Genomic DNA, 7,659 nt, shown 5'->3' on the forward strand with positions numbered 1-7,659 from the left:
AGCGGGGGTTTTTTTATTACGTATGATAAGCTTGGTAAACCTCTCTTTTAGATATCTTTCGGTCAACAGAAACTTGTTTAATAGCTGCCTTTGACGATTGGCCTCGTTCAACATATTGCTCTACATGCTCTACAAGTGATAGCTCATCCCACCAGTTCGACTCACTCTCTACTTCTTGACTCTGCCTGCCTTCTACAATGATACAAAATTCCCCACGCACTTGCTCTGTATGTGCCCATTCTAATACCTCAGAAGCTGTTCCCCTAATGTATTCCTCATACTTCTTAGTCAGTTCACGAGCTAATACAACTTGGCGATCTCCGAATTCTTCTTGCAGAGCCTTAAGCATTTCCTTTAACCGATGAGGTGATTCGTAAAACACCAATGTACCTGCATCCTTACTTAACCTCTCTAATTCTTCTTTGCGCTCCTTTTTCTTGCGAGGCAAAAAACCATAAAAAGAGAATCGTGTCGTGTCTAACCCAGAACCTACTAATGCACAAAGCGCAGCATTAGCACCAGGGAGCACAACGACTGAAATGTCTTCTTCAATAGCCCGCTTTACTATCTCAAAACCAGGATCAGACACCCCTGGCATACCTGCATCACTTACAATAGCTATTTTCTTTCCGCTTTGTAAAGCATGTAATAAGTAATCTTCCCGGTTGTATTTATTGTGTTCATGATAACTTGTGAGAGGCGTATGCAAATCAAAGTGTGTTAACAACTTCTTCGTCTGCCTTGTATCTTCTGCTGCTATTTCATCTACTTCACTTAGAATACGTAAAGCCCTATAAGTAATGTCTTCTAAATTGCCAATCGGTGTCGGGACAATGTACAACTCTCCCTGATGATCTTCACGAGTTTGGAAGCTCTTTTGAATCTTCATGATTTGCCATACCTTTCTGACCTGAATGAATAAGACGCTCCTTTTGAGAGCGTGTCAGTCGTTTAATTCGATATTCTTCTTGCATCGCTTCACGTTTGGTTGAATATTGAGCACAATAAACGAGACTAAACGGACCTCTGCCTCTTGTATATTTCGCTCCCTTTCCAGATTCATGCAAACTCAAGCGTTTCACTAAGTCATTCGTGTACCCTGTGTAGATTGTAGCATCCTTGCATCGAAGCATGTACACTACATGTTCATCAGTTCCCATAAAGAATGTTCCTCATCTCATCTGAGTAAAGCCCGTTTTCCTGATAAATATAAAGAGGAGGGAGGACTCTCAGATCTGGTTTCCCATCTCGGGTACCTTCAATTAATACCATGTTCGCCTCTTTGCCAGGCTTAGGGTACACTAGCTGGATGCGCTTAGGTTCGATCTGATACTTTCGAAACAGAGTAATCAAGTCAGGCAGTCGTCCCGGACGATGCACCATTGAGACCTTCCCACCTGATTTCGTTAAGCGGCTGCAAGACCATACGACATCTTCTAATGTACAATAAATCTCATGGCGAGCAATCGCTAAGTGTTCATTCTCATTCTTGTAATCCTCTTTTGGGGTAGGAAAATAAGGAGGGTTACAAGTAACTAAATCGAACTTACCATTCCCCAAAGTCTTCGGCATGTCTTTAAGATCCCCATGAATAAAATGAACTTGATCCTCTAATTCATTCAGCTTTGTATTTCGGAGCGCCATATCATATAAACGCTCTTGTAATTCCACACCTGTAATAGTAGCTCTTGAACGATTACTTAGAAAGAAAGGGATAACACCATTGCCTGTACATAAGTCCAATATATTCCCCCTCTTAATAGGGACATACGTAAATTTAGCTAGTAAAACAGCATCCAATGAAAAGGCGAAAACACTCGAACTTTGGATGATACGTAAATTTTCTTCCGCTAATAAATAGTCAATTCTCTCATCTCCATGTAATTCCACCATGGATCATTCACTCCCTCATTCATCCGTAAAGATAAATAGAGAGGCTGTCCATATTGAACAGCCTCTAACATTACTTCTTTTTATTTAAAAATGATAGGCAAAATAAGCAATCTTCATCCCTGGGACTCCCAAAATGGAGGTTGCAGATATGGAATCCCTCTTCGTACAAACGAGCGAGATTATCATATCCTTCACCAACCAAAGCTCCCTTTGCTTCGGATTGTTTTGACTCGCTTTGTTCAGAATGTTCATGATCTTGCTCAAGACGCTGCCTTAGGTGGTGGTTCTCTACGGATAGATGTTGATTCTCTTCCAACAGCTCCACCAGTTGCTTTTTAAGATCCCCTAATTGTTGATAGAGTTGTCCGATTTGCTCTTCCATATGTGATACTTGTTCAAAAATTTCTTTTTTATTCACGCTTACATCCACCCCATTATTCTGTGGCTTGCGTTGGTACTGCACCTTCTTGAATGAGTTCTTCTAGTGTATATTCAATAACTCGTTCTTGATCAGGGATTTCTATTTGAATGACACGTTCAAGGATGTTTAAGCCAACGACCTTGCCGGGGCCTTGTGGTGTCCTGATATCTTCTCCAATATCCGGAAGTTCTTTTTTAGCTGTTTCATAATCATCGTTCTCATATTTCAAACAGCACATAAGGCGACCACATAAGCCTGAAATTTTCGCAGGATTAAGCGATAGATTTTGATCTTTAGCCATCTTTATGGAAACCGGTTCAAAATCCCCCAAAAAGGTAGAACAACACAACATTCGGCCACATGGACCTATGCCACCTAACATTTTCGCCTCGTCACGTACGCCAATTTGACGCAACTCAATCCGTGTTTTAAACACAGACGCCAGATCTTTCACAAGATTACGGAAGTCTACACGACCGTCAGCCGTAAAATAGAAGATTACTTTATTTCGATCAAATGTATATTCCACATCAACAAGCTTCATATCTAGCTTATGTTGTATAATCTTATCAGAACAAACGTTAAATGCTTCTTTCGCATTCTGTTTGTTCTCTGTTACAACTAACTTATCTTTTTCATCCGCAATTCGGATGACTTTCTTAAGCGGTAAGACAATATCTTCTTCATCCACTTGTTTACTCGAAATCACAACTTTACCGAACTCAATTCCTCGTACGGTTTCAACTATTACATAATCGTCGTCTGTAATTTGGTAAGTATCCGGATCGAAATAATAAATCTTTCCCGCCTGTTTGAAACGTACACCAACTACTTCAACCATTCAATCACCTCTGTATTTGAAGCGTGAGTTGTTCCATCACCAGGGTTGGGTGAACATTTGAGATTAGCTTACGTTTTGCCTCTAAAATAGTGGTCAGAGCATTTGTTGCGAATTGCTTGGACCATGTATAGGAGCTTGTACGAATGCGCTCCCTTTCTGTAATAAAAACAATAGATGACTCCATACCGACATGTTCGTACACTAAATCCTTAAACCATAAGGAAAGAAGATCTAAACCTTGGTTCAAAGCATCCCGGTCTTTAAAATGAGGCATCCATTGATTGTTCACGAATAATAAAGCCTCACTGGGTTTTTCCTGAAGGACTTCAATTAATTGTATCACTAACTTTCTCGCGTTCGCAAACCAGTCATCACGATTCATCTCGAGCGCACCATCTATATTATTCGTTAAGGCACTTAGTAAACGAGCTGAAGACTCGGAAACACCCTCTTCGATCAGGCGCTTTGTCACATTTTCTGTATTGAGCGGCTGAAACGCCATAATCTGACACCTAGAGCGAATTGTGTCTAAAAGTGCTTGCCCGTTTTCTGTTAAGAGCATTGCTACCGTTTGACGATTTGGTTCTTCTAGAAACTTCAATAATCTATTAGAGGCATTAGCTGTCATTTTATCTGCATCTTCTACAATGTATACCTTTTGATTTGACTCTAATCCAGTATAGGTGAACTCTTTTTGTAAATGAAGAATTTGTTCTTTCTTAATTGATTGTCCTTCTGGCTGTATAACGTGTACATCAGGATGATTACCAGAGTCAATTCGGATACAATCTTTACAGGTCTGGCAAGGTTCCACGCCTTCCCGAAAGCGACAGAAGAAGCTTTTTGCAAATAATAAACTCATTGCTAGCTTCCCCGTCCCCTTTGAGCCTTGAAATAAATAAGCGTGAGAGATGCGATCTTTTTGAATACTATTGGTTAACATTTTTGTAACCATAGGCTGAATTTCGATCATATCGGCCCACTTGTTCATTACTGTCACTACCTTACATATATAAGTTCACTAATAGTCCTTTTATTTCTCCAATAATGCCTAATACATCAATGGACTTCTTCTCTTGATTCATGACTTCATCGGTTAATTCCGCTAACTTATCATCTACAGACTGCACAATTGTGAGTTTTCGGCTCTGACCGTCCATACTCCAACTATGGGATTGTTTTAAGTCCATCCCATACTGAACAGATTCTTGTACAAATGATTTTACAAGTCGCTTATACTTGGCTAAATCTTTGAAAGAACGAAAGCGAGCAACTTTCTCTCCCTGTTTCGTAATATCTCCCATAAGGCGATGCAATTCCTGCTGACGCATCTTTTGTGATTCAGATTGTACCATCTGACCAAAGCCTTGGGGGCCAGTAGAATTCGGCCTTATATTTTTTTGAGCTGAATCAAGCTGTGACCTTAAGTCTTGACCGATCTTCATACCATCATCCCCCTATGCTAAAATTGAAAAAAAGATTCCACAGGCAGCACGAAAACAGTAGCTCCGCCTACTTCCACCTTAACAGGCTTCGGTATATAGGAATCTGCATTCCCTCCCATAGGGGAAATAGGTGCAACCATTTGTTCACGTTGACTACAATTATCACGAATAATATCTAATACACCATCAACATGATGATCCTCGCAGCCAATCATTAGAGTTGTATTGCCTTCTTTTAGAAAACCACCCGTAGTGGATAATTTGGTCGTTTTATACTGGTGATCAGCTAATGCGTTCGTTAACCGATTGCTATCTTTATCTTGTATAACCGCCACAATCATTTTCATGACGATATCCTCCTTATTAAAACCCATTTGTACCTTATTATAACAAGAATTTATCAAGTTACGAAGACCATCTGTTAAATAGCGGAAGAAACTTTTCGAAATGCATCTTCTATAACAACCTCTAACGTATGGTCTGCATCTATAGTTTGAATTCGATTTGGAAACTTATGAAGTAGCCACTGGTAAGCTTCATAGACCGTATGATGGAATTTGATGTGTTCTAAATCTAAACGGTTTTGTTCTCTACCTTTATTCTGATCAATCCGCTCTAATCCTCTTTCGGGTGAAATATCAAAAAATAACGTCAAATGAGGCATGTACCCCTCGATAGCAAATTCATTGATACGTAGCACTTCTTCCATCCCTAAGCCTCTTGCATGGCCTTGGTAAGCCAGGCTGCTATCAATAAAACGATCACAAAGTACGATCTTTCCTTCTTCCAAGGCTGGTATAACCTTTTCTACCAGATGCTGTCTTCTAGCAGCAGCATATAATAAAGCTTCTGTTCGACCATCCATTGTGGTGTGTGTCGGGTTGAGTATGACCTGGCGAATTTTTTCAGCAATATCAATTCCTCCTGGTTCTCTGGTCATCACAACGTCATGTCCTTCATTAAGGAGGCGTTCACCTACGGCTTTCAATACTGTTGATTTGCCAGCTCCCTCTCCACCTTCAAATGTAATAAATGTTCCTTCCACATTCATTCTCCTTTATTCTCTTTCTATATAAACGTGCATCCCTTTCTGATAGAAAGGTTCATTCGTTTGAATATGTTTATCTTGTCTCACTAGATCGACGATCCGATCTATGTGTTCTCTTTGAATGCGCTCTCCCTTCATGATTAATGGAATCCCAGGGGGATACGGAGTAACAGAAGCGCTTGCTACTCGTCCAATACTATCTTGCCAGTGCACAAATTCTTGATTCATACTATCTAGTTCATGATAAGAGTAAGGATTTGACTGGATCCTCTCCAACACAGGAGAAGTGACTCTCTCCATTGTAGCACGGTTAAATTCTAACTTGGTTTTTAATTTAGACTCTACTTTTCTAAATATACTTTTCAATTGATCTGTTGAGTAATGAGGCGTTAGTGCTAACGTGAATAGGATATGTTGATTTTCTACTAGTTCAGGATAGAGCCCCTCTTTCTCTAAATAAGAAGCTACGATTTTGGGATCGACTTCATCATGAATACGAAGCGTTAACTTAAACGGATCATCTACTCCCTCTTCTAAAGGCACAAGTGTCCATAACAAACCATTAGACAAAGATGAACGCAGTTTAGCAATCCAATCTATACTTGTTTGAAGATCCTCCTTAGAATAGGTAGCCAGAAAATATCTTGCTAAATCTAATGAAGCTAATATTGGATACGAGGGGCTGCTTGATTGAAAAACCTGCAAGTAGTGAATGATTTCCCTTCGATCAACCCGATCGGAATTTAAATGAAGATACGCCCCCATTGTCATAGCTGGAGCCATTTTATGAGCGGATTGCACCACTACGTCAGCACCCAAATCAAGAGAGGATTTAGGTATTAAAGGATAAGATAGTGAAAAGTGGACACCATGAGCCTCATCAACTAAAACGGGTACATTATAAGAATGAGCAAGATCAATAATTTCTTTCATGTGAGTCGTACGTCCATAATAATCAGGATACGTTAATATGATGCCAGAAACACTAGGATGCATGTTAAGCGCCTTCTTTATATCTTCTTTATGAACACCTGTAAAGCGTTCATATTTCTCTTCATACTGAGGAGAAATAAAAATGGGTTTAGATCCTGACAATTCTAATGCATGGATGATGGATTTATGACTGTTGCGTTGCACTAAAAAAGGCCTCCCTTTCTTTTGGGCTGCTAGAATCATAGCGAGATTCCCAGAAGTACTGCCCCCAACTAAGAAATAGGAAGCTCTAGTTCTAAACCACTCAGTAGCTAAATGTTGTGCTCTCTCAATGATCCCCTCCGGTTGATGGAGATCATCTAGTCCTGTGATTTCTGTCATATCTATAGTCAAGATGTCCTTAAACAACTGCTTTCCCGTATTTGGAAATACAGTTCCATTCTTATGACCTGGAACATGCATAGAATAATGAGGTCTTTTAGCCATTTCTACTAGTGCTGAGTATAAAGGGGTTTGTGATTGCGACATAATGATCCTCCTGTTATATGTATAAAAAAAGGTGCTAAAAAGGAAAACCGCTTCCTTTTTAAACACCTTTCTATCACTATACTATGAAAATTGCTTCGTTTGGGTTATATTCTTTAGTTTCTTTAAGAAATAATGATATTGCTGATCTTCCGGTGCTGTTTGTATAATTTCCTTTTCACAGTCCCTACAAATAAATAGGTTGTATAAGTGGATCCCATGCTTTCTTTTGCAATCACACACTCCACAAGTTTCATAGATTAATTGTTCTTCCCTCACATTCTCCACCTCCGTACTAGTATTGTTTCCCATGTACCTTTTTTTATACAAAATGAAATAACTATGTGCTTCATAATGTACGATAGAAGAGGGTATTTCGTGTTTGTACGTTCACTTTTCCCTACACAAAAAACCTCAAAGGATATGATCCTTTGAGGTTACGTTGCATGGCGGCGTCCTACTCTTGCGGGGGTGAAACCCCGACTACCATCGGCGCTGAAGAGCTTAACTTCTGTGTTCGGCATGGGAACAGGTGTGACCTCTTCGCCAAAAC

11 protein-coding genes and 1 rRNA gene are annotated in these 7,659 nt (G+C 39.8%); all 12 read right to left on the reverse strand.

The features are described from left to right. Positions 1–16: 16 nt before the first annotated feature. A complete protein-coding gene (gene rsmI / locus IEW76_RS19675; protein ID WP_188656078.1) occupies positions 17–889 on the reverse strand; it encodes a 16S rRNA (cytidine(1402)-2'-O)-methyltransferase in 873 nt (290 codons plus the stop codon). Then, complete coding sequence (locus IEW76_RS19680; RefSeq protein WP_188656079.1) at positions 858–1,160, reverse strand: GIY-YIG nuclease family protein; 303 nt, start codon at positions 1,158–1,160, stop codon at positions 858–860. Before IEW76_RS19680 ends, rsmI begins: the two co-directional genes overlap by 32 nt. Further along, positions 1,150–1,893 (reverse strand): tRNA1(Val) (adenine(37)-N6)-methyltransferase, encoded by a 744-nt coding sequence (locus IEW76_RS19685; RefSeq protein ID WP_188656080.1) that lies wholly within the window; start codon positions 1,891–1,893, stop codon positions 1,150–1,152. Before IEW76_RS19685 ends, IEW76_RS19680 begins: the two co-directional genes overlap by 11 nt. A gap of 70 nt (positions 1,894–1,963) precedes the next feature. Continuing rightward, on the reverse strand, positions 1,964–2,311 hold the full coding sequence (gene yabA, locus IEW76_RS19690; RefSeq protein ID WP_036787251.1) for a DNA replication initiation control protein YabA: 348 nt from the start codon (positions 2,309–2,311) through the stop codon (positions 1,964–1,966). 16 nt (positions 2,312–2,327) lie between these two features. Continuing rightward, the gene (locus IEW76_RS19695; RefSeq protein ID WP_188656081.1) at positions 2,328–3,155 is read right to left on the reverse strand and encodes a PSP1 domain-containing protein; all 828 of its coding nucleotides are present in this window, start codon (positions 3,153–3,155) and stop codon (positions 2,328–2,330) included. A gap of 4 nt (positions 3,156–3,159) precedes the next feature. Continuing rightward, positions 3,160–4,146, reverse strand: coding sequence for a DNA polymerase III subunit delta' (holB, locus tag IEW76_RS19700; protein WP_188656082.1), 987 nt, complete (start codon positions 4,144–4,146; stop codon positions 3,160–3,162). A 13-nt stretch (positions 4,147–4,159) separates the two neighbouring features. Next, positions 4,160–4,600, reverse strand: a complete 441-nt coding sequence (locus tag IEW76_RS19705) for a YaaR family protein (RefSeq protein ID WP_188656083.1) — start codon at positions 4,598–4,600, stop codon at positions 4,160–4,162. Between the two features lie 17 nt (positions 4,601–4,617). Next, positions 4,618–4,947 carry a cyclic di-AMP receptor DarA gene (darA, locus tag IEW76_RS19710; protein WP_188656084.1) on the reverse strand — a complete coding sequence of 110 codons (330 nt, stop codon included), beginning with the start codon at positions 4,945–4,947 and terminating at the stop codon, positions 4,618–4,620. 74 nt (positions 4,948–5,021) lie between these two features. Continuing rightward, positions 5,022–5,645 carry a dTMP kinase gene (gene tmk / locus IEW76_RS19715; RefSeq protein ID WP_188656085.1) on the reverse strand — a complete coding sequence of 208 codons (624 nt, stop codon included), beginning with the start codon at positions 5,643–5,645 and terminating at the stop codon, positions 5,022–5,024. Between the two features lie 12 nt (positions 5,646–5,657). After that, positions 5,658–7,109, reverse strand: a complete 1,452-nt coding sequence (locus tag IEW76_RS19720) for an aminotransferase class I/II-fold pyridoxal phosphate-dependent enzyme (RefSeq protein WP_188656086.1) — start codon at positions 7,107–7,109, stop codon at positions 5,658–5,660. A gap of 81 nt (positions 7,110–7,190) precedes the next feature. Next, the gene (locus IEW76_RS19725) at positions 7,191–7,418 is read right to left on the reverse strand and encodes a sigma factor G inhibitor Gin (RefSeq protein ID WP_188656087.1); all 228 of its coding nucleotides are present in this window, start codon (positions 7,416–7,418) and stop codon (positions 7,191–7,193) included. A 132-nt stretch (positions 7,419–7,550) separates the two neighbouring features. Beyond that, positions 7,551–7,659, reverse strand: a 5S ribosomal RNA gene (gene rrf, locus IEW76_RS19730); the annotation flags it as partial.

It is taken from the genome of Pontibacillus salipaludis (genome assembly GCF_014642405.1).
Classification (GTDB): Bacteria; Bacillota; Bacilli; order Bacillales; family BH030062; genus Pontibacillus; species Pontibacillus salipaludis.